The 19,251-nt window shown below is 63.8% G+C and carries 19 protein-coding genes and 3 tRNA genes; 4 read left to right on the forward strand and 18 right to left on the reverse strand.

From position 1 onward, the window contains the following. Positions 1–13: 13 nt before the first annotated feature. The gene (gene guaB / locus AC1PPK_RS22810) at positions 14–1,474 is read right to left on the reverse strand and encodes an IMP dehydrogenase (RefSeq protein ID WP_481115286.1); all 1,461 of its coding nucleotides are present in this window, start codon (positions 1,472–1,474) and stop codon (positions 14–16) included. An 80-nt stretch (positions 1,475–1,554) separates the two neighbouring features. Between guaB and AC1PPK_RS22815 the strand changes: the two genes are divergently transcribed. Further along, the gene (locus AC1PPK_RS22815; RefSeq protein WP_481115287.1) at positions 1,555–2,019 is read left to right on the forward strand and encodes a DUF4124 domain-containing protein; all 465 of its coding nucleotides are present in this window, start codon (positions 1,555–1,557) and stop codon (positions 2,017–2,019) included. A gap of 24 nt (positions 2,020–2,043) precedes the next feature. On the opposite strand, the gene AC1PPK_RS22820 is transcribed toward AC1PPK_RS22815, so the two are convergent. Then, positions 2,044–2,364 carry an RnfH family protein gene (locus tag AC1PPK_RS22820; RefSeq protein ID WP_481115288.1) on the reverse strand — a complete coding sequence of 107 codons (321 nt, stop codon included), beginning with the start codon at positions 2,362–2,364 and terminating at the stop codon, positions 2,044–2,046. 2 nt (positions 2,365–2,366) lie between these two features. Then, on the reverse strand, positions 2,367–2,804 hold the full coding sequence (locus AC1PPK_RS22825) for a type II toxin-antitoxin system RatA family toxin (protein WP_481115289.1): 438 nt from the start codon (positions 2,802–2,804) through the stop codon (positions 2,367–2,369). A 67-nt stretch (positions 2,805–2,871) separates the two neighbouring features. Between AC1PPK_RS22825 and smpB the strand changes: the two genes are divergently transcribed. Further along, entirely contained in the window at positions 2,872–3,318 is a 447-nt protein-coding gene (smpB, locus tag AC1PPK_RS22830; RefSeq protein ID WP_481118257.1) for an SsrA-binding protein SmpB, read from the forward strand. Between the two features lie 47 nt (positions 3,319–3,365). On the opposite strand, the gene AC1PPK_RS22835 is transcribed toward smpB, so the two are convergent. From AC1PPK_RS22835 to AC1PPK_RS22845, 3 genes are all read right to left on the reverse strand, one after another. Then, entirely contained in the window at positions 3,366–4,295 is a 930-nt protein-coding gene (locus AC1PPK_RS22835) for a hypothetical protein (RefSeq protein ID WP_481115290.1), read from the reverse strand. A 144-nt stretch (positions 4,296–4,439) separates the two neighbouring features. Next, on the reverse strand, positions 4,440–4,733 hold the full coding sequence (locus AC1PPK_RS22840) for a 4a-hydroxytetrahydrobiopterin dehydratase (RefSeq protein ID WP_481115291.1): 294 nt from the start codon (positions 4,731–4,733) through the stop codon (positions 4,440–4,442). Positions 4,734–4,750: 17 nt separating this feature from the next. Continuing rightward, a complete protein-coding gene (locus AC1PPK_RS22845; protein ID WP_481115292.1) occupies positions 4,751–8,422 on the reverse strand; it encodes a DUF748 domain-containing protein in 3,672 nt (1,223 codons plus the stop codon). A gap of 175 nt (positions 8,423–8,597) precedes the next feature. Between AC1PPK_RS22845 and AC1PPK_RS22850 the strand changes: the two genes are divergently transcribed. Continuing rightward, positions 8,598–9,833 (forward strand): BaiN/RdsA family NAD(P)/FAD-dependent oxidoreductase, encoded by a 1,236-nt coding sequence (locus AC1PPK_RS22850; RefSeq protein ID WP_481115293.1) that lies wholly within the window; start codon positions 8,598–8,600, stop codon positions 9,831–9,833. A 53-nt stretch (positions 9,834–9,886) separates the two neighbouring features. On the opposite strand, the gene ppa is transcribed toward AC1PPK_RS22850, so the two are convergent. The 6 genes from ppa to hemN form a co-directional block, all read right to left on the reverse strand. Next, on the reverse strand, positions 9,887–10,414 hold the full coding sequence (gene ppa / locus AC1PPK_RS22855; protein WP_079432957.1) for an inorganic diphosphatase: 528 nt from the start codon (positions 10,412–10,414) through the stop codon (positions 9,887–9,889). 89 nt (positions 10,415–10,503) lie between these two features. After that, positions 10,504–10,710: a heavy-metal-associated domain-containing protein gene (locus AC1PPK_RS22860; protein WP_481115294.1), complete on the reverse strand. Its 207-nt coding sequence runs from the start codon at positions 10,708–10,710 to the stop codon at positions 10,504–10,506. Between the two features lie 11 nt (positions 10,711–10,721). Continuing rightward, a complete protein-coding gene (locus AC1PPK_RS22865; RefSeq protein ID WP_481115295.1) occupies positions 10,722–13,127 on the reverse strand; it encodes a heavy metal translocating P-type ATPase in 2,406 nt (801 codons plus the stop codon). Between the two features lie 12 nt (positions 13,128–13,139). Further along, the gene (locus tag AC1PPK_RS22870; RefSeq protein WP_481115296.1) at positions 13,140–13,565 is read right to left on the reverse strand and encodes a universal stress protein; all 426 of its coding nucleotides are present in this window, start codon (positions 13,563–13,565) and stop codon (positions 13,140–13,142) included. Between the two features lie 27 nt (positions 13,566–13,592). After that, positions 13,593–14,300 (reverse strand): sulfite exporter TauE/SafE family protein, encoded by a 708-nt coding sequence (locus tag AC1PPK_RS22875; protein WP_481115297.1) that lies wholly within the window; start codon positions 14,298–14,300, stop codon positions 13,593–13,595. Between the two features lie 112 nt (positions 14,301–14,412). Then, positions 14,413–15,807, reverse strand: coding sequence for an oxygen-independent coproporphyrinogen III oxidase (gene hemN, locus AC1PPK_RS22880; protein WP_481115298.1), 1,395 nt, complete (start codon positions 15,805–15,807; stop codon positions 14,413–14,415). Between the two features lie 118 nt (positions 15,808–15,925). On the opposite strand from hemN, the gene fnr reads away from it, so the two are divergent. Further along, entirely contained in the window at positions 15,926–16,660 is a 735-nt protein-coding gene (gene fnr, locus AC1PPK_RS22885; protein ID WP_481118258.1) for a fumarate/nitrate reduction transcriptional regulator Fnr, read from the forward strand. A gap of 19 nt (positions 16,661–16,679) precedes the next feature. On the opposite strand, the gene AC1PPK_RS22890 is transcribed toward fnr, so the two are convergent. The 6 genes from AC1PPK_RS22890 to AC1PPK_RS22915 form a co-directional block, all read right to left on the reverse strand. Then, positions 16,680–17,066, reverse strand: a complete 387-nt coding sequence (locus tag AC1PPK_RS22890; protein ID WP_481115299.1) for a SirB2 family protein — start codon at positions 17,064–17,066, stop codon at positions 16,680–16,682. A 71-nt stretch (positions 17,067–17,137) separates the two neighbouring features. Continuing rightward, on the reverse strand, positions 17,138–17,878 hold the full coding sequence (locus tag AC1PPK_RS22895) for an oxygen-binding di-iron domain-containing protein (RefSeq protein WP_481115300.1): 741 nt from the start codon (positions 17,876–17,878) through the stop codon (positions 17,138–17,140). A 7-nt stretch (positions 17,879–17,885) separates the two neighbouring features. Continuing rightward, positions 17,886–18,509: a chemotaxis protein gene (locus AC1PPK_RS22900; protein WP_481115301.1), complete on the reverse strand. Its 624-nt coding sequence runs from the start codon at positions 18,507–18,509 to the stop codon at positions 17,886–17,888. Between the two features lie 160 nt (positions 18,510–18,669). Beyond that, a tRNA-His gene (locus AC1PPK_RS22905) sits at positions 18,670–18,745 on the reverse strand. A gap of 47 nt (positions 18,746–18,792) precedes the next feature. Next, a tRNA-Arg gene (locus AC1PPK_RS22910) sits at positions 18,793–18,866 on the reverse strand. Between the two features lie 27 nt (positions 18,867–18,893). Next, positions 18,894–18,970 (reverse strand) — tRNA-Pro (locus tag AC1PPK_RS22915). Between the last annotated feature and the right edge of the window lie 281 nt (positions 18,971–19,251).

Consider the following 19,251-nt stretch of genomic DNA (forward strand, 5'->3'; position numbering starts at 1 on the left):
GGACCGGAAAGACTCAATCCACGTGGTAGTTCGGCGCTTCCTTGGTAATCTGCACGTCATGGACGTGGGATTCGCGGATGCCGGCCGAGGTGATCTCGACGAACTCGGCACGGGCACGCATCTCGTCGATGGTGGCGCAACCGACGTAGCCCATGGAGGCGCGCAGGCCGCCCATCAGCTGGTGGATCACCGCCGTCACCGGACCCTTGTAGGCGACGCGGCCTTCGATACCTTCCGGCACCAGCTTGTCCACATTGCCTTCGTTGTCCTGGAAGTAACGGTCTGCGGCGCCCTGCTGCATGGCACCGAGGGAACCCATGCCCCGGTAGGACTTGTAGGAACGGCCCTGGAACAGCACGGTCTCGCCCGGCGCTTCCTCGGTACCGGCGAACAGGCCACCGAGCATCACGACGTTGGCACCGGCCGCAATGGCCTTGGAAATGTCGCCGGAGTAGCGGATGCCGCCGTCGGCAATCATCGGCACGCCGGAGTTGGCCAGCGCCGTCGCCACGTTGTCGACGGCGGTGATTTGCGGCACGCCGACACCGGCAACGATACGGGTGGTGCAGATGGAACCGGGGCCGATACCGACCTTGACGCCGTCCGCGCCCGCTTCGACAAGCGCCAGAGCCGCCGCCGCGGTGGCGATGTTGCCGCCGATGACGTCCACCTTCGGAAAGTTCTTCTTGACCCAATTGACGCGGTCGAGCACGCCCTGGGAATGGCCGTGGGCGGTGTCGACGACGATCACGTCAACGCCGGCTTCGGCCAGCAGCGCAGCGCGTTCCTCGGTACCGGCACCGACACCGATGGCCGCACCGACACGCAGACGGCCGAGGCTGTCCTTGGAGGCGAGCGGATGCTCGGTGGACTTCATCATGTCCTTGACGGTGATGAGGCCGGCCAGGCCGCCGTCTTCGCTCAGCACCAGCACGCGCTCCAGGCGGTGCTTGTGCATCAGCGCACGGGCCTCGTCGAGGCTGGTGCCTTCCTTGACCGTGACCAGGCGCGACTGGGGCGTCATGATGGCCGAGACGGGCTGGTCGAGATTGGTCTCGAAACGGGTGTCACGGTTGGTGACGATGCCGATCACCTTGCCGGCATCCACCACCGGCAGGCCGGAGAACTTGTGGGTGCGGGTCAGGGTGAGCACCTCGCGGACCGTCATGGTCGGCGGGATGGTGATCGGGTCCTTGAGGATGCCCGATTCGAAACGTTTTACCTTGGCTACTTCGGCTGCCTGCTGCTGGGGGGTCAGGTTCTTGTGGATGATCCCGATCCCGCCTTCCTGCGCGAGCGCAATGGCGAGGCGTGCTTCGGTGACGGTATCCATTGCGGCGGATACCAGCGGAATATTCAGGGTAATGTTGCGCGTGAGTTTCGTCTGGAGGCTGACGTCGCGCGGGAGAACGCTCGAATGGGCGGGGATGAGAAGGACGTCATCAAACGTCAGCGCCTTCTGGATCACTCGCATGGCTTTAATCCCTAGAACCAAATCCGTATTATACGCAGTTAGCCGCCCGGCGGCAAAAGTTTGTCCTACCGGAGTATCGAATGCCGCGCAAGTTCCTTTTTGTTCTTCTGGCCTGCGCCGCTCCGGCGGTCCTTGCCCAGGCTATCTACAGCTGGAAGGACGCCAGCGGCCAAGTCCATTACTCCGACTCCCCACCGCCCGACGCCCAGGTCCGTACCGTGAAACAGGCGCCGCTGGCACCTCGCCCTGCAGCATCAGAAGCAAGCGCCGGCGTGCCCCCGCAGAGCATCGCGGAAAAGGAGCTGGCGTTCAAAAAGCGCCGTGCAGCAGCAGAAGAAGCGGAAGAAAAGGCCCGCAACCAGAAACAGGCGGACGAACAGCTACAACAGGATTGCACACGCTTTCGCCAGCAACTGGCCGGCCTGGAAGCTGGCCAGCCGGTAATGCGCCCCAACGATGCCGGCGAACAGGTCTATATCGGTGATGACGAACGCGCGAGCGACATCGCACGCATCCGGCAATACCTGGAACGATCCTGCAAGTAGAGCGACGCTGTACAGCCGGCGGGCTCAGGCTTCCGCCGGACCGCCGCCCTTCTTCATGACCTTCCCCTCTTCGGCACGCTTGCGGCGCACCTCCTTGGGGTCGGCGATCAAGGGCCGATAGATCTCGACCCGGTCCTTGTCCCGCAACACCGTATCGGCCTTGACCAGCTTGGCATACACGCCGAGCTTGTTGGCCTGGGCCAGATCGATCTCGGGATGCTTCTGCAACAGGCCCGAGGCCTCCACCGCCCGTTGCACCGTGCTGCCCGCCGGCAGCCTGAGGCGCACGATTTCCTGGCGCTCCTTGAGCGCATAGCAGACTTCGACGTTGATCGAATCGGACATGGTCAGCCCTTGCGGTAGATTTGCGAGGCGCGCTTGACGAAGGAGTCGACGAAAGTGTTTGCGATGTGGCTGAACACCGGCCCCACCGCCTTCTCGATCAGACGGTTGGAAAACTCGTAGTGCAGGTTGAACTCGACCTTGCAGGCGGCATCGCCCAACGGAATGAACTCCCAGCTGCCGTCCAGGTGCGTGAAGGGGCCGTCGGTCAGGCGGATGTGCATGTGCCGCGGATAGTCCTTGTCGTTCTCGGTGCTGAAGTGGGACTTGATGCCGTGGTAGTTGATGTGCAGCGTAGCCTTGGTGACCTTCTCGTCACGGCCATGCACCTCGCTGCCGCCACACCAGGGCAAAAACTTGGGGTAATCCTCGCAGCGGTCCACCAGATCGAACATCTGGGCCGGAGTGAATTCGATCAGAACGGTTTTCTTGACGGCTGCCATTGGAGCGCGGGCGAACTAACGAGCTGTTAAAATGCGCGATTTTACGCGTCCGTTCAAGCCTACGCCAATGAGCATCATCGACAACCGCAAGGCCTTCCACGATTATTTCATCGAGGAAAAATACGAAGCCGGCCTCGTGCTCGAGGGCTGGGAGGTCAAGGGCATCCGCGCCGGGCGTGCCAACATCAAGGAAAGCTACGTGGTGATCCGTAGCGCCGAGATCTTCATCGTCGGCATGCACATCACGCCGCTGGAGTCCGCCTCCACCCACGTGCATCCCGACCCGACCCGCACCCGCAAGCTGCTGCTGCACGCCGAGGAAATCGCCAAGCTGATCGGCAAGGTGGAACGCGCCGGTTATGCACTGGTGCCACTCGACCTACATTACGCCAAGGGTCGCGTGAAGATCAGCATCGGCCTTGCCAAGGGCAAGAAACAGTACGACAAGCGGGAAACCGAGAAGGAACGCGACTGGGAACGCGAAAAGGCGCGCCTGATCCGCGCCAAGGGCTGACCCCCCTGCTACCCGCCCCAGCCTTGGCGGCGGCATGCCACAGGAACCTACTCGGTTTCGCCTAGGGCCCACTCCACGTCCAGGCGCTCCAGCGCATCCACCGGCTGGCACGCCCCCGCTGCAGCAAACAGTTCGTGGGCTCGGCCGTGCTGCACGGCGCCGAAGGCCAGCAAGGTCGAACGGGCGTATTCCACCAACACCACCGGTGACTGGGGGTTGAGCTTGCGAGCCGTCTCGAAGTGTTCGATGACGGCCTCCTTGCGGGCGCCATAGGTCAGCCCGGCCACCACACTGCCGATCTTGTCGATCACTTCGGCGTTGTAAACGCCCAATGCCACATAGGCATCGGCGTGGTCGTTATCCAGTTCGACGACGCGCTGCAGGCAATCCCGCACCTTGCCACCAAGGCCACGGGCCAGCGCTTTCACCACCGAGATACTCTGGCTGTAGCGCCCCAGCGCCAGGCCATGCACATACCAGGCATTGGCCCAGTTCGGCGCCAGCTCGGTCAGCGCCGAGCAGAATCCAAGCGTTTCATCAAGGATTCGGGTACGGCGCAGTTCGTCCTCTTCCAGGTGGGCGGCGTAAACGACGGCGGCCCGCGCTGCCGCCACCAGCCCCACCGGACCTGCCGCCAAGCCATATTCGACGGCATCCGCGAAATCTCCCGCATGGTAAGCGCGCCAAGCCTCCTCGATCTGCAGCGCGGCAGCCGCCGGATCCGGTACATGAGCCTGCAGGGCCGGATTTGCGTCGAGCAGCGCATGCACGCTGGCCACGTCCGGATAGGGTTCCCGGTCGCCCCGGTGCAGGCGTGCCCAGTTGCTCGACAAGGCCGTGCCTCCATAGCGATAGACACGGTTGCCATAGGGAAAACGCTTCCAGCTGCGACGGCCGCCATCCTGCTCCGAGCGGGCTTCGGCCACGCGCTGCCGCGAACGGCGCAGGGCCATGCTCCAGTCAAAGCTCAGATGCATCGGCAGTCCTTTCCCGCGAACGGCGCCCGCTGACGGGCACACTCGAAAAATGCCAAGACCATCAAGGATGGTACAGGCAGGCCGCGGAGAGTAGCACCCCACTCGCCATTAAGCATGCTGCGCCGCGGCAACGCGGCGGCCCGTTCAGGCCGCGATCCGGTCCATGAAACGGGCCAGCTGGATATCCAGTTCGGTCAGCCCACCGGCATCATGGGTGCTCAACACCACCTCCACCCGGTTATACACATTGCTCCATTCCGGGTGGTGGTCGAGCTTCTCCGCCATCAACGCGACCCGCGCCATCCAGCCGAAGGCCGCGTTGAAGTCGGCGAAGCGGAATTGCTTGCGGATCGCATCGCGGTCGGGTTCCAGCTGCCATCCTGCCAGGCCCGCCAACGCCGCCTGGCGCTGCGCCTCGTCCAGTTTCTGCACTCTCATCGGAATCGCCTCCTTCATCAACGCAGGGAAAAATCCACCCGACTGGCTTTCGCCTTGGCCTTGCCGTCGCCCCCTTCCCGCGACGCCAGCAGGAAGACCCGGTCGGCCGGCACCTGGCCCTTGTCGAGCAGCCAGTTCTTGGCCGCCTGGGCGCGCTGCTGGGCAAGCAGGCGCAGGTCCTCGTCGCTGACGGTAGTGTTGGCGAGGATCAGCTTCTCCATCTCGGGCACCGGCAGATCCTTGGTCAGGCCGATCAGGTTGCGGGGCTTCGGAAATTTCTCATCCTTATAGACACGGGTCAGCAGCGCTGGATACTCGGCGGCGTCGATATGCACGCGGCCGTCCTCGCCAAGCGACTCGCCCTTCTTCGCCACGTCCTTGATCTTCAGCGCCTCGACCTTGCCGAGCATGACCGCGTGCTTGAGGCCTTCCCGGTCGGTCTGTGGATCAACGCAGCCGGCGATGTCGAGCTTGAGGCCGGTCTTCTCGGTCATGGCCTTGGCGATGGCCTTCAGCTTGGGCTCGGCGCTGTCGGGCAGGCGCGCGAAGCCGGGGTCGAACTCCAGCCAGGCCAGTTCCTCGCTGTTGCCACCGAACATCGAGCCGAGCAAGGCGAACGGCGAGGTTATCGCCTTGCCGATCAGATTGACGAGGACCTTCCAGATGATGCCGCCGATACTGAACTGCGGGTCGTCCAGCGAACCGCCGATCGGCAGGTCCAGATCGATCTCGCCGCGGCTGTTCTTCAGCAGGGACACCGCCAGCAGCACCGGCAGCTTGAGGGCATCCGGGCTTTCCACCTTGTCGCCGAAGGTCAGCTGGTCGAGGAAGACCTGATTGGTGGCGGTCAGCTTACGGTCCTCGATCTTGTAATTGACACTGGCCGACAGCTTGCCCTTCTCGATACCGTAGCCGACGTACTTGCCGGCATAGGTGGACACGCCGGACAACTCGAAATCCTTCACCGAGGCCTTGATATCCAGCGCCTTGTCCTGCCGGAAGGGATTCAGCTTGCCGACGACCTCCACCGGCGCCGCGTTGTCCACCTTGCCGCGCAGTTCCAGCTCGGCGATCGTGTCCGGATCGGACGACAGGCCGACCAGGCGCCCACCCATGCCGGTCAGGTTAGCGTCGTAATTGGGCCGGATGAAGCGGTCGCTGTAGGCGATGTTGCCGCCCTGCAGGGTGATCCGCTTGATCGACACGGGCGGCAGCGGCTCGGCAGGCGTGGCAGGTGGCAACTGCGCCGTCGCTACGCCAGGTGTGGTCTGTTTGCCGCCGTTGGCCTTCTTCGCGGCGTCCTGCTCGTCCTTCTGTTCCTGGGCCCGTTGGGCGGTGATCTCGCGGATGTTGAGGCCGCCCTGGGCGTCGAGGATCAGGCGGGTGTAGAAGTCGCTCAGCGCGATGTCGTTGATGCTCACCGCCAGCGGTGCCAGACGGATGTCCACGCCACCGAAGTACAGGGACTTCCAGCGCAGGAAGTCGGCCGCGTTGAGCTTGTCCACCGACGCGAAATCGCCCACCGTCAGGTTGCCCTTGAAGCCGCCCTTCATGCCACCTGCAGCGGGCAACTCGAAGGCCAGCTTGCCGCGGGATGTGACATTGCCGCGGGTAATCGCAATCTTCACCTTCTCGGTGACGTAGGGCTGCAGCATCGCCAGGTCGACCGCCTTCAGGTCCAGATCCAGACTGCCGGCCAGCGGCGCCAGGCCGACCGCGCCGGCCACCCCGATCTTGCCGCGCTTGTTGATCGCTGCCCGCAGATCCACTTTGGCCTTGCTACCCTTGGCGGTAGACAAGCCATCGACCTTGATGACCAGCGGCTCCGCATTGAAGACGATGGACGGCGACAGGGTCTGGTCCTCCAGACGCACGCCCCAGTCGTCGAGAGCCACATGTTTGACGCTCACCTGCCAATCGGGACCGGCCGGTGCCTTCTTGGCGGGCGCCGCCCCGTGCTTGCGCGCCGGCACGGCCGGTGCATCACCGGCGGCGGCAAACTGCTCGGCATTGAAGTGGCCATCCTTGCCACGCACGACGGCCAGGCGCGTCGCCTTGCCGAGTACCTCGCCGACCGTCACGCGGCGCGTGGCCGTATCGACCTCGGTGTCGCGCAGTTCGAGCAGGCCGACACGGGCCAGCGGCGTCTTGTCGCCCTTCAGGCGCACGCCCAGGTCCTTCAGCGCAACGCTCTCCGCCTTGACCTGGACCTTGGGTTCGCCGGACGCCTGCGCGAAATCGTAGGCCAGGCGCGCATCCACCTTGCCCGACGCCACCTCGCCCTGCTTCAGGAAAGGCGCGTAGTACGGCCGCGGCCCGACCAGGTCGAGACCACTCAGCTCCAGCGTACCGGAGGCCTTGAGGGCCGGCACGTCCAAGCTGCCCTTGTGCTCGACGTGCTCGCCCGCGTCGGTGGCGAAACCGGCCTCCAGCTCCGCCGGTGTACCACCGGCCAGCCTGAACTTGCGCAGGGAAACATGCAGGTCCTGCAACGTCTTGTGGAAGGAGCCGGCGGGCAGATCGTCGCTGAAGGCGATGCGCCCGCCGCTGAGCTTGAGTTCATTCAGCGTCAGCTCAAAGGGCTTGTCCTCGGCGGCTTTCGGTGGTTCGGTCGCGGCAGGCGCGGCTGGAGGTTTGGGCTCAGTCGCAGTCGCAGTGGCAGCGGCCGGCTTCGGCAGCAGCGCGAGCAGGCTGATCGTCCCGTCGCGCTGGCGCGCCACTGTGACATCAGGCCCTTCGATGGAAACCGTGCCGATGGCCGCCTCCCGTGCCAAAGGCGCCAGCTTGTCGATGCCGACCTTCAGCGCCGCCAGCTTGATCGCCGGACGACCGTCTGCATGCTGCACCTCAACCCCGTCCAGCCCGACCGAGCCTTTCACGCTCACGCTGGGCGACTGGCCCTCCGGCTGCGCGAAGCTCAGCTCCAGGTCGGACGACAGCTTGGCACTCGGCAGGCGGAAGGTCTTGTCGACCGGCAGGTAATCCACGTAACGCGTCAGGTCGAAGCCGTCGAACTTGATGCCGACCACCGATTCGCGGGCAAGGGAGAAAGGCTTGGATTTGCCCTTTACAACGAAGGGCGCCCCATTCACCTTCAGCGCCAGCAACGGCTCGACGAAGGTATCCACCTGGGAAGGCAGGTTCGACACGAAGGGCACGCCCAGATCGAGGTCGGACACCACCTGCTTCTGCTTGAGCGGCCGGTCGTCGAAATCGATGCGGCCCTTCTCGACGCGGATGTTATGCACCGCGAAATGGGTCTTGGAACCATCGTCGGGCTTGTTGAGGATCTCGTCGATGACGTCCGACCAGTTGTAGCGCTGACCTTCCAGGCGCACCACGCTGACCGTCGGCTCGACCAGCTTCACCTCCTCCACTACCACGCCACCGCGCAGCAGGGATTCCGCCTCCACGTTCACGTACAGGGACGCGAAGCTCGCCGCCGGGCTCTTGCCGTCCGGCTCCAGCATGCGGAAGCCACGCACCTCGGCAGACAAGGCGTAGGGGTTGATCGACAGCCCCTCTATCGTCACCGGGCGATGCAGCAGTTCACCGAGTTGCTTCTCGGCCACCGACTTGACCAGCGGCGGCGCGCCCCAGAACCCCGCCACCCCCACCAGGGCCACCACGGCCAGCCCACGCAGCGCCCATTTCGCCGGACGTCCGGCGGTGCGCAGCTTATCGATCATGTTCTTGTCCCTTGTTCTCCGCGCAGATGGCGCAGGCGAGCTTTTCGTTCAATATTCATCAAGCCTAGCAGCGTAAGCCATTCAGGCAAATGACGATGTAAGCAGTGTTTGCCCTGACGCAAGCCAGGGTCTATCCTCCCCGCCCTTTCCGGCCTTCCCTCCGCTCGCCAAGTCCATGAATCCGCACACCAAACCACCTGCAGCCGGCTCTCACTTCGACGTCATCGTGATCGGCGCCGGCGCGGCGGGCATGATGTGCGCAGCCCAGGCCGGGCAGCGCGGCCGCCGCGTGCTGATCCTCGACCACGCCGCCAAGCTAGCCGAGAAGATCCGCATCTCCGGCGGCGGCCGCTGCAACTTCACCAACCTGACGGTCGGCATCGCCAACTACCTGTCGCGCAACCCGCAGTTCTGCCGTTCGGCGCTGGCCCGCTTCACGCCCGCCGATTTCCTCGATCTGATGGCCCGTTACGGCATTCCCTGGCACGAGCGGGAGCACGGCCAGCTGTTCTGCGACGACTCGGCCCAGGACATCATCGACATGCTGCGCACCGAATGTGAAAACGGCGACGTGCACTGGGCAATGCCCTGCACGCTCAACGGGGTGACGGCCGGCAGCACGCCCGAGGCGCGCTTCCTGCTCGACAGCAGCCATGGCCTTTTCAGCAGCGAAAACCTGGTGGTCGCCACCGGCGGCCTGTCGATCCCCAAGATCGGCGCCTCGCCGCTGGGCTACCGGATTGCCGAGCAGTTCGGCCTCGCCATCGTGCCGCCCAAGCCGGCACTGGTGCCGCTGACGCTGCCACCGGAAGAACTGTCGATCTACAAGGAACTGGCCGGCATGGCCTTCGACTCGGTTGCCGAATGCGGTGCCGGGCACTTCCGCGAGAACCTGCTGTTCACCCATCGCGGCCTATCCGGGCCGGTAATCCTGCAGGTGTCGTCCTACTGGCAGGCTCGTGACTACGGCGACAGCGACGGCGGCCAGCAGGTGACGGTCAATCTTTTCCCGACTGAAGACGTCCGCGCCTGGCTCGGCGAACGCTCGCGCAGCAAGACCCTGTTGTCCAACCTGCTCGCCGACCGCCTGCCCAAGCGCTTCGCCCACGCCTGGTGCGAGCAGCGCAGCTGGAACCGTCCGACCAACCAGTTCAACCCGAAGGAGCTGGACGCCATCGCCACCGCGCTGGCCGGCTGGGCGATCACGCCCAACGGCACCCTCGGCTACGCCAAGGCGGAAGTCACGCTCGGCGGCGTGGATACGCGGGAACTGTCGTCGAAGACGATGGAGTCACGGAAAGTCCCGGGGCTGTACTTCGTCGGCGAAGTGATGGACGTCACCGGCCACCTGGGCGGTTACAACTTCCAGTGGGCGTGGGCGTCAGGCTACGCGGCCGGTCAGGCGGTATAAAAAAACAAAGGCCCGCATGACGCGGGCCCTTGTTCATCGCAGCAGGCAGGCGCTTACTTGGCAGCGGCAGCCAGACCGTCGAGGATTTCCTTCTTGGCATCTTCGACGGAGCCCCAGCCGGTCACCTTGACCCACTTGCCCGGCTCGAGATCCTTGTAATGCTCGAAGAAGTGCACGGTCTGCTTCATCAGCAGTTCGGGCAGATCGTCGATGGTCTGGACCTTGTCGTACAGCGGGGTCAGCTTGGACACCGGCACGGCGACGACCTTGGCATCCACGCCACCTTCGTCTTCCATCTTCAGCACGCCGACGGGACGGGCGCGGATGACCACGCCCGGCTGCAGCGGGAAGGGGGTCACGACCAGCACGTCCACCGGATCGCCGTCGCCGGCAACCGTGTGGGGCACGTAGCCGTAGTTGATCGGATAACGCATGGAGGTGCCCATGAAGCGGTCAACGAAGACGGCGCCGCTGTCCTTGTCCACTTCGAACTTGATCGGATCGCCCTGAGCGGAAATCTCGATGATCACGTTGATGTCGTTCGGAACGTCCTTGCCAGCCTTGACCTGATCGAAACCCATATCACTACCTCCCGTTATTAGATATAAGACAGCTCGGTATTATAAGTGAGCCTTGTGACGCTGGGACAAACCCTTATGACGGAAAGCGCTCAATCCGAGTCGAAGCCGGCGTCCTCGATCACCGTGCGCAGCGCATTGGCCGACACCTTGGCCGGGTCGTAACTGACACGCGCCTCGCCCTGCTCCAGGGAAACCTCCACGCTGGCCACACCGGGCGTCGCGGACAGCGCGCCGGTCACGTTCTTCACACAGCCCTGGCAGCTCATGCCACCGACCTTGATCACCACGTCTTCCATCGTTTTTCCTTTCAGTTGGTTTTTCCCGGGCGCCAGCGCCGCAGCAACAGGGAGTTGCTGACCACCGACACCGAACTCATCGCCATCGCCGCACCGGCGATCACCGGATTGAGCAGGCCGAGCACCGCGGCAGGAATGCCCAGCACGTTGTAGATGAAGGCAAAGAACAGATTCTGGCGGATCTTGCCGAGCGTCGCCCGCGACAGGGAAATCGCGTCGGCCACGCTGTTCAGATCATTGCGCACCAGGGTCAGGTCCGCCGCCTCGATGGCCACGTCGGAACCGGCACCGATTGCGAAGGACACATCGGCCGCGGCCAGCGCCGGTGCATCGTTGATGCCATCGCCGACCATGGCCACGCGGCCACTGCCACGCAGGGCCTCCACCGCTGCGGCCTTCTCGCCCGGCAGCACCTGGGCCTTGTATTCCGAGATACCCGCCTCCGCTGCGATGCGCGCGGCCACCGCCGGATGGTCACCGGTCAGCATCACGACCCGCACGCCGAGCGCCTGCAGGCGCGCCACCGCCGCCCTGGAGCTGGCACGCAGCGGATCGGCGAGGCCCAGCGCGCCCCATGGCCGTCCATCGACGGCCACGCACACCGGCGTCAAGGCCCCAGCGAACAGGGGCTGCAGCACGTCAGCAGGCAACTCAGCGCCCTGCCCGGCCAGGAAGTCCGGCGAGCCGATCCACACCTCGCGCCCATCGACACGACCACTGATACCCTTACCGCCGCTTGTCTGTACCGCGTCGGCAAGGCTCCACTGCAGGCCGGCTGCCTGCGCCGCATCGACGATAGCCTTGGCTAGCGGGTGGTGGCTGGCCTGCTCGACCGCCGCCGCAACGGCCAGCAATTCGTTCGGCGCCACACCTGCCACCGGACGCACATCCAGCACCGCCGGGCGTCCTTCGGTCAGCGTGCCGGTCTTGTCCACCGCCAGCACAGCTATCTTCTCGGCCAATTCCAGCGCCTCGGCGTTACGCACCAGGATGCCGGCACGGGCCCCCTGCCCGGTCCCAACCATCACCGCCGTCGGCGTGGCCAGACCCAACGCACAGGGGCAGGCAATCACCAGCACCGCCACCGCATTGACGAGAGCCGGCGCCAGCTCGCCGCCCAGCCACCACCAGGCCACGAAAGTCAGCGCGGCGATCGCCACCACCGTCGGCACGAAGATCGCCGCGATGCGGTCGGCCAGCTTCTGCACCGCCGGCTTGCCGCCCTGGGCCTGCTCGACGAGGCGCACGATGCCGGCCAGCAAGGTTTCTGTACCCACACCGGTGGCCCGGCAGCGCAATACGCCATCGCCATTGACGGTCGCCGCAAAAACCTTGTCGCCGGCCCTTTTGGGTACCGGCACGCTCTCGCCGGTCAGCATCGCCTCGTCCGCCGACGACTCACCGCTCAGCACCTCGCCATCCACCGGCACCGAATCGCCAGCGCGCAGCACGAAGACCATACCCGCCATGACGCGCTCGACCGGCATCTCCTGCAGCGCGCCATCCTGCTCGACCCAGGCGGTGGGTGGCTGCAGACGCAGCAGCGCCTCAATGGCCGCTGAAGTACGGGCCCGCGCCCGCGCTTCCAGCAGCTTGCCGAGCAGAACCAGCGTGATGATGCTGGCCGAGGCCTCGAAATACACGTGCAGATCATGGCGATCGAACACCACCACGACCAGGCTGAAGAAGTAGGCAACGCTGGTGCCCAGCGCCACCAGCACGTCCATGTTGGCACCACCGCCGCGCAGGGATGACCAGGCGCCCTTATAGAAGCGCCGCCCGATCCAGAACTGCACCGGCGTCGCCAGCAGGCCCTGCAGCCAGCGCGGCAGCCACTCCGCGTGATGGGCCGAGGCCTCCAGACCGCCGGAAAGCATGCCAATCATCTGGACCAGGAAAGGCGCGCTGAGCAGCGCCGAGATCCAGAACAGGCGCAGCTCGGCGCGGAACTCGGCCTCCTTGCGCTGCTTGTCGGCCTCCCGGTCGCGGGCGACGATGGGCGTTGCCGTAAACCCAGCTTTTTGAATAGCCGCGATGATCGCCGCCGGCTCGGACAGCCCCGGCACATAGCGGACGCGCGCGCTTTCCGCGGCGAAATTGACGCTGCCCTCCACACCGGGCAAGCGATTGACGACTTTCTCGATACGCGCCGCGCAAGCGGCACAGCTCATGCCGGACAGACTCAGTTGCAACGTCTGCGGCGCCACATCGAAACCGGCCTTGCGGATCGCCGCCAAAATGTCCGGAGCACCGGCCCCATCGGGCCCGGCGGCCAGCCGCGCCTTGCCAGTGCCGAAATTGACCTCGGCGCTGATACCGGGCAATCGGTTGAGTACCTTTTCGAGCCGCGTCGCGCAGGCCGCGCAGCTCATTCCGGAGACCGGCAGGTCGTAACGCACACCTGGCTCGTTCCCCATGGCCGGCTCCCCTCAGCCCACCAGCAGCACGGGCAGCGTGGCCCGCTGCAGCACCCGCGTCGCCACCGAGCCGACGAACAGATCCGCCACCACGCTGCGGCCATGCCGGCCGAGGCACAGGTAATCACACTCCAGCAAAGTCGCCTGATGCAGCACCACATCTGCCGGCTGACCCACGAGGATATGCGGCGTCACCGGCAAACCGGCTGCCTTGAACCGGGCCAGCGGCGCCTTGAGCACCCCCTCGCCTTCGTCCCGGTAATAGCCATCCAGGGCTTCACGGGCCACGTGGCGGGTTGCAAACTCGATGGGAATTGGCGGATGCACGTAAAGCACATGCACCTCAGGCACGCTCTTGAGTTGGTCCGCCAGCGCGATCACCTGATCGACGACGCGCTGGGCAACTGGAGAATCATCTACGGCCAGCAGGATTTTCATGATTCGCTCCGCCTTTCAGGAAAAGACTCAGAAATGGCAGACCACGCCATTCCACAGATTGCTGCCGAGGGTCGGCGTCGTCACCAGGCCATATACGCCGAAGGCCAGCACCACCAGTCCAGACCCTGTGCGCACCGCCCGGTTCCGCACCACGTCACGCAGACGCTTGAGCAGCATGCCGGCCAGCAGCAGGTTGGGCAGCGTACCGAGACCGAAAGCCAGCATCAGGCCTGCGCCACGCTCCGCGGAGCCGGTCACCAAAGCCGTCGCCAACACACTGTACACCAGACCACAGGGTAGAAAGCCCCACAGCAGGCCCAAGGGAAAAGCCTGGCCCACGCTGCGCGCCGGCAGGAAACGCCGGGTCAGTGGCTGGATGCGCGCCCACAGCTTGTGACCAAGCCGCTCGACACCGGACAGGGCCCGCGTGAAACCGGTCAGGTAGAGCCCGAGCGCCACCAGCATCAGGTTGGCGGCCACATACAGGACCAGCTGGATAGGCAGGATGTTGTTGAACAACAGCCCTACCGTACCGATCGCCCCCATCGCTGCACCGGCCAGCGTGTAGCTGCTGATCCGCCCGACGTTGTAAGCCAGATGCAGAGGCCAGTCACTGCGCCGCTGGCCGGGCAACTGGACGGTCAGCGCACTGACGATACCACCGCACATACCGACACAGTGGGTGCCGCCGAGCAGGCCGATGAGGAAGACTGCGAAGTAGCCAGTTTCGGGCATGGAGATTCAACCTGGACAAACAAAAACGCCCCGTGGGCAACACGGGGCGCGTTCCAACACTTGGCTCGGCATTCTAGCCCGCCCACCTCGGAGCGGCCAGCCGGCCGGAAGTTCAGATCACCTTGGAGTAGCGAGTACGCTCCCGGTCGGCGCGCAGGTACTTGTCGAAGACCATCGCAATTGCCCGCACCAGCATGCGGCCGGCAGGCAGCACGGTGATCCACTGCTTGTCGATCTTCAGCAAGCCGCCCTTCTCCATCTCGCGCAAGTCGGCGAGTTCGGCGGCGAAATACTTGTTGAAGTCGATCAAGTGAGCGATCTCGATGGACTCGATGGACAGTTCGAAGTGGCACATCAGCGCCTGGATGATCGCCCGCCGCAGCAGGTCGTCCGGCGTCAGCTCGATGCCGCGCAGCACCGGCAGGCGGCCCGTGTCGATGATGTCGTAGTACTCATCGAGGGTCTTCACGTTCTGCGCGTAGGTCGGGCCGACCTTGCCGATGGCCGACACGCCGAAGGCCAGCAGATCGCACTCCGCATAGGTGGAGTAACCCTGGAAGTTGCGGTGCAGGCGTCCCTGGCGCTGGGCCGTGGTCAGCTCATCGTCCGGCTTGGCGAAGTGATCCATGCCGATGTACACATAGCCCGCCTCGGTCAGGCGGCGGATCGCCAGTTGCAGGATCTGCAGCTTGGTCTCGCCGGACGGCAGCTGCGCGTCGATGATGCGGCGCTGCGGCTTGAACAAGCTCGGCAGGTGCGCGTAGTTGTATATCGACAACCGATCCGGCGACAGCGCCAGGATCTGCTCGAGGGTACGGTTGAAGCTGATGACGTTCTGCTTGGGCAGGCCATAGATCAGGTCTACACTGACCGACTTGAAGCCATGGGCCCGCGCCGCGTCGATGACGAGCTTGGTTTCTTCCTCGCTCTGGATGCGGTTGACCGCCTTCTGCACGTCCGGATTGAAATCCTGGATGCCAACGCTCATGCGGTTGAAGCCGAGTTCGGCCAGCAACGCAACGGTGGCTTCGTCCACCTTGCGCGGGTCGACCTCAATGGAATACTCACCGTCCGGCACCAGCGTGAAGTGCTTGCGGACCATGCCCATCAGGCGGCGCAGTTCGTCGTGGGACAGGAAGGTCGGCGTGCCGCCGCCCAGGTGCAGTTGCAGCACTTCCCGCGACCCGTCGAGCTTGGCCGCCTGCATGTCCACTTCTTTTTCAAGATAATCCAGATACTTGGCGGAGCGACCGTGATCCTTGGTGATGATCTTGTTGCACGCGCAGTAGTAGCAGATCGTATTGCAGAAGGGGATGTGGAAGTATAATGAAAGCGGTTTGCCGATTCCGCCGACAGTACGTCTCCCGAGCCAATGCTCCAAGGCGTCGGAGTTGAAGGCTTCGACGAAGCGGTCAGCGGTCGGGTACGACGTATACCTCGGGCCATTCACATCAAATTTGCGAATGAGCTCGGGATCGAATATCAGGTCTTTTTGTGTCGTGTTCATGGTGCACTTCTGTTGGTTGCGCTGAACAATCGCAGAATCGATCCAAAACAGTATTGACGTGGATCAAAGGGCTCCAAACGTTGGTAAAACCATCCAGTTCAGGTGATTGCGCGTGCAGATGAAATCGGTGATTCCGGTGACGGTCGTGGACATCAAGGTCGCGTGTTCCCAGTGCAATCTGCGGGAATTGTGTCTTCCCTTCGGCCTCGACCCCAATGAGATCGACCAGCTCGACGAGCTCGTCGGCAGCCGCCGCAAGATCAAGCGGCAGCAGCACCTCTACCGCTCCGGCGACAACTTCGAGGCGATCTACGCGATTCGTGCCGGCTCGTTCAAGACCGACGTGATCCTTGAGGACGGCCGCGACCAGGTGACCGGCTTCCAGATGACCGGCGAAGTCCTGGGCCTCGACGGCATCAGCACCGAACACCATTCGTGCAACGCGATTGCGCTGGAAGACAGCGAAGTCTGCGTGATCCCCTTCAACCGGCTCGAAGAGCTGTCACGGACGGTGGAGAGCCTGCAGCACCAGTTCCACAAGATCATGAGCCGCGAGATCGTCCGCGACCATGGTGTGATGATGTTGCTCGGCTCAATGCGCGCAGAGGAGCGGCTGGCGGCCTTCCTGTTGAACATGTCCCAGCGCTTCACTGCACGGGGCTTCTCTCCGTCGGAATTCCACCTGCGCATGACCCGCGACGAGATCGGCTCCTACCTGGGCCTCAAACTCGAGACGGTATCCCGCGCCTTCTCCCGCTTCCAGGAAGAAGGCCTGGTCGCCGTCCAGCAGAAGCACATCCGCATTCTCGATACGCCGGGCCTGAAGCGCCTGCTCAACCACCACTCAGCCTGAGCACCGCCGGCGCCCGGCCTCACAGCCAGGCCAGCCAGCCGAGCGGATTCTTGCTGACCGCCACCGAGACGATCCACGACAGCGTCGCCAGCGCACCCACGTAAGCCGCGGCGCGCTGCACACGCGGTCGCGTCGCCTTCAGCGCGACACTCCCCAGCCCGATATAGACAAGCAAGCCCAGCACCTTGGCCGTCAACCAAGCGTGCACGAAGGGATATTGGGCGGCCATCCAGGCCAGGCCGAGCGCACTGGCCAGCAGGCAGGAATCGACGATATGGGGCAGCACCCGCGCCAGACGGGCCCGCAACAGCGGCGAGCCGCTCAACGACCACCAGCCCCGCAAGGCGAAGCCACAGCCGCTGAGCACCACGCAGGTGATGTGAAAATGTTTGAGAGCCAGATACATGCCGCGCCTCCATTGTTCCGCGGCAAAGCTCCGGCTGCCGGCGGGCCCCGCAAAAACGGGGCCGCAACACTTTAGCTGCGCAGCACGCCCACTTCCAGTGCGGCGAACCAGTTGATGAATCGCTGCACGTCGGCACCTTGGTAAATAGCCCCATGCTGCGGCACCAGCATATCGATCTCCAGGCGGGAGACGCGCTCGCACCAATCGCGCTTGGCCCGGTCCGAGCCCATCCAGCGCTTGTGAAAACCTTCCGCATGGCGGATGTGGCGGGAGAAGTCCTGCACATACAGCTCGTTATGATCCGCCGGCAACAGGGCTGCGCCGACATCGCCCGAGAACAGGATCTTGGCCTTCGGATCGTACAGATGGAAATTGCCCGACGAATGCAGGTAATGGGCCGGAATCGCCTGCAGCTCAAGACCATCGAGACGGATCGTCACGCCCGAATCGGGGATCGGTACGAAAGTCGAATCCTGCCCGCCGAAATGGGGCAGAAAACTCTGCCACAACCAGCTCGTATAACACTTCAGGTCGGGCTTGAACTCCAGCCACAAGGCCAGCGAGGAAATGATGTCCGGATCCTGGTGGGACGCGAAGATGCCCGCCAGGCGCGTCGGATCGCACTCCGCCGACAAGGCGGAGAACACCGACGGAAAGATCTCGATCCCACCCGGATCGCACAGCAGGGCCTCCTCCCCGTGAACGACCACATATTCATTGGTATCGATGATGTAACCAGGCTTGGTGGTATCCCGCGCGATCGCCAGCCAGCGGTGATCCTCGTCCTGGTAGATGCAATGGGCCTGCTTCATGGGTTTCCTAATCCTTTACGAGGCGTTCCTTGCCGAGAACTTCGAGGGATCGCTTGATCTGCGCGATCACCTCGGCAAAATCCGTCGAGACCTGCATCAATGCAGCACTGAAGCTGCCGCCATAGGCCGCCTCGATCTTCGCAGAACGAGCCAGCACACCACCCAGTTCGACCAATTGCTGGGTTTCCTCGACCGCCGCACGCAAGCGCAGATCGAGGGAACGCAAGCGCACCTGCTGCTCAGCAAGCCGCGTGGCACCACGCCTGCGAGCCTCCCGCGCACCCGGCACACCGTCACCGCTGAGCCTCAAGGCCTCCGCCAGAATCGCTGCAATACGCTGCTGCTGCACGACACCGGTGACACTCCCGACCGAACCGGAAGTCATTTCCCTCAGGGATGCCATGTGGCGGGTCAGATCCTGGGCGAAGCGCCGCAACTCATTGGACAGCACACCGAACCCGAGCGCAGCATTACCCGCCCGCTTGGCGAGAAAGATCGCATTGAGGGCCATCAGATTGATGCGGAAGGCCGTCGCCACGATGGCCTTGATCTCCTCATTGACCCGGACGATACGGGCAAGCTCGCCGGTCCGCGGAGCAATCCCGTGAAAATTCGGTTCTGGCGCATTCATGTGGACTCTCTGGAGCAGGCAGACTGTAGTGGCTGATTAACGGCGAAGATGCAATCGGCTTGAGCCATTCGATGCGGAAAAGACAGCACCGCCCCAACTTCACGCCGCCGGCGCCGTAAACGAGAAAACCCGCTGACGAATCAGCGGGTTTTCTTATACTTGGGGCGACATACCGGGATCGAACCGGTGACACCTGGAATCACAATCCAGTGCTCTACCAACTGAGCTAATGCCGCCACTGGCAATCGTCGATCGAAATCGCCGATTTGAAACTTCCAAAGAGCCTGCCCGACAGGAATCGAACCTGTAACCCCCGGCTTAGAAGGCCGGTGCTCTATCCAGTTGAGCTACGGGCAGTTCGCCGCGGGCACTCGGGTCAAGCTTTGGTCGGGGTGGAGAGATTCGAACTCCCGACATCTTGCTCCCAAAGCAAGCGCGCTACCGGACTGCGCTACACCCCGAGAGCCGCGAATAGTACACACCTATCGGAAGCTCGTCAAATAAAATTGGCACGAATTTTCATGTTCGACGAAATTCGTGCCTGCGGGACGCTCCGGGTCACGACACCTCACATCCTCGTGTCACACCCCGAACGCATGCCTTCCGGGTAAGCGTTGCATGCGCGCAACAAATTGAATTCACACAAATTGACCTAGATCACAGCTTTCGTTGTGCAACGCAATAAATCAGTAGGATTACCAATACCAGTATCCCCACCGCAGGGTAAAATCCGGCCCGGCCC

This window comes from Zoogloea sp. JDB1 (genome assembly GCF_056724025.1).

Excerpts from the sequence above, each read along its gene's own strand:
- AC1PPK_RS22875 (WP_481115297.1), bottom strand. The coding sequence starts at position 14,300 with ATGCCCGAAACTGGCTACTTCGCAGTCTTCCTCATCGGCCTGCTCGGC.
- hemN (WP_481115298.1), bottom strand. The coding sequence starts at position 15,807 with ATGAACACGACACAAAAAGACCTGATATTCGATCCCGAGCTCATTCGC.
- AC1PPK_RS22840 (WP_481115291.1), bottom strand. The coding sequence starts at position 4,733 with ATGAGAGTGCAGAAACTGGACGAGGCGCAGCGCCAGGCGGCGTTGGCG.
- AC1PPK_RS22845 (WP_481115292.1), bottom strand. The coding sequence starts at position 8,422 with ATGATCGATAAGCTGCGCACCGCCGGACGTCCGGCGAAATGGGCGCTG.
- AC1PPK_RS22825 (WP_481115289.1), bottom strand. The coding sequence starts at position 2,804 with ATGGCAGCCGTCAAGAAAACCGTTCTGATCGAATTCACTCCGGCCCAG.
- guaB (WP_481115286.1), bottom strand. The coding sequence starts at position 1,474 with ATGCGAGTGATCCAGAAGGCGCTGACGTTTGATGACGTCCTTCTCATC.
- ppa (WP_079432957.1), bottom strand. The coding sequence starts at position 10,414 with ATGGGTTTCGATCAGGTCAAGGCTGGCAAGGACGTTCCGAACGACATC.
- AC1PPK_RS22900 (WP_481115301.1), bottom strand. The coding sequence starts at position 18,509 with ATGAATGCGCCAGAACCGAATTTTCACGGGATTGCTCCGCGGACCGGC.
- AC1PPK_RS22870 (WP_481115296.1), bottom strand. The coding sequence starts at position 13,565 with ATGAAAATCCTGCTGGCCGTAGATGATTCTCCAGTTGCCCAGCGCGTC.
- AC1PPK_RS22815 (WP_481115287.1), top strand. The coding sequence starts at position 1,555 with ATGCCGCGCAAGTTCCTTTTTGTTCTTCTGGCCTGCGCCGCTCCGGCG.
- AC1PPK_RS22835 (WP_481115290.1), bottom strand. The coding sequence starts at position 4,295 with ATGCATCTGAGCTTTGACTGGAGCATGGCCCTGCGCCGTTCGCGGCAG.
- AC1PPK_RS22820 (WP_481115288.1), bottom strand. The coding sequence starts at position 2,364 with ATGTCCGATTCGATCAACGTCGAAGTCTGCTATGCGCTCAAGGAGCGC.
- fnr (WP_481118258.1), top strand. The coding sequence starts at position 15,926 with ATGAAATCGGTGATTCCGGTGACGGTCGTGGACATCAAGGTCGCGTGT.
- AC1PPK_RS22850 (WP_481115293.1), top strand. The coding sequence starts at position 8,598 with ATGAATCCGCACACCAAACCACCTGCAGCCGGCTCTCACTTCGACGTC.
- smpB (WP_481118257.1), top strand. The coding sequence starts at position 2,872 with ATGAGCATCATCGACAACCGCAAGGCCTTCCACGATTATTTCATCGAG.
- AC1PPK_RS22890 (WP_481115299.1), bottom strand. The coding sequence starts at position 17,066 with ATGTATCTGGCTCTCAAACATTTTCACATCACCTGCGTGGTGCTCAGC.
- AC1PPK_RS22895 (WP_481115300.1), bottom strand. The coding sequence starts at position 17,878 with ATGAAGCAGGCCCATTGCATCTACCAGGACGAGGATCACCGCTGGCTG.
- AC1PPK_RS22860 (WP_481115294.1), bottom strand. The coding sequence starts at position 10,710 with ATGGAAGACGTGGTGATCAAGGTCGGTGGCATGAGCTGCCAGGGCTGT.
- AC1PPK_RS22865 (WP_481115295.1), bottom strand. The coding sequence starts at position 13,127 with ATGGGGAACGAGCCAGGTGTGCGTTACGACCTGCCGGTCTCCGGAATG.